Consider the following 500-nt stretch of genomic DNA (forward strand, 5'->3'; position numbering starts at 1 on the left):
CACTAAGGCCGAGGGGCCTGTTGAGGAGCGGACTCATACCCAGCGGATGGCAGACATCTTCACCAGCGCCGTCACCAGAGGGCTACAGGGTGGCCCCGCAGTACCTCCTGCGGAAACCGCCTCACCCGAAGGCGCAGTACCTCAGGTCGCCCAGCTGCCATTATCTGGGACGGTCACCACTGGACCCACCTCCACAGGTGACACTCCCAGCGAACTCACGCCCACCGCCGCAGCAGACTCAACCTCCCCACCGCCTTCCAGTGTCGCCCCCGGGGTCACTGGAGCAGGTGCGGCCAAGATTGGGATCCTCATCCCGGTAAAGACACTGACTGGTGAGTCTGATGATCCCGCCATCAGCTGGGACCTGACCTGGATGCTGCCCGCTAGCGAGGCTCGTGCTATCGCCGCGGATAGCAGTGCCAAGCATGACTGGTATGCAGTTGGAGTGGTCGACGGAACCAGCGGTGACTCTGCGGCTGAGGGGGAACCCACCATTGGAG

Annotated in this window: 1 pseudogene; it reads left to right on the top strand. The window is 63.6% G+C overall.

Annotation, left to right across the window (positions count from 1 at the left end):
- Window positions 1-500: pseudogene (locus HGQ17_RS14900) on the top strand (hypothetical protein); the annotation flags it as partial.

The organism is Nesterenkonia sedimenti (assembly GCF_012641515.1).
GTDB lineage: Bacteria > Actinomycetota > Actinomycetes > Actinomycetales > Micrococcaceae > Nesterenkonia > Nesterenkonia sedimenti.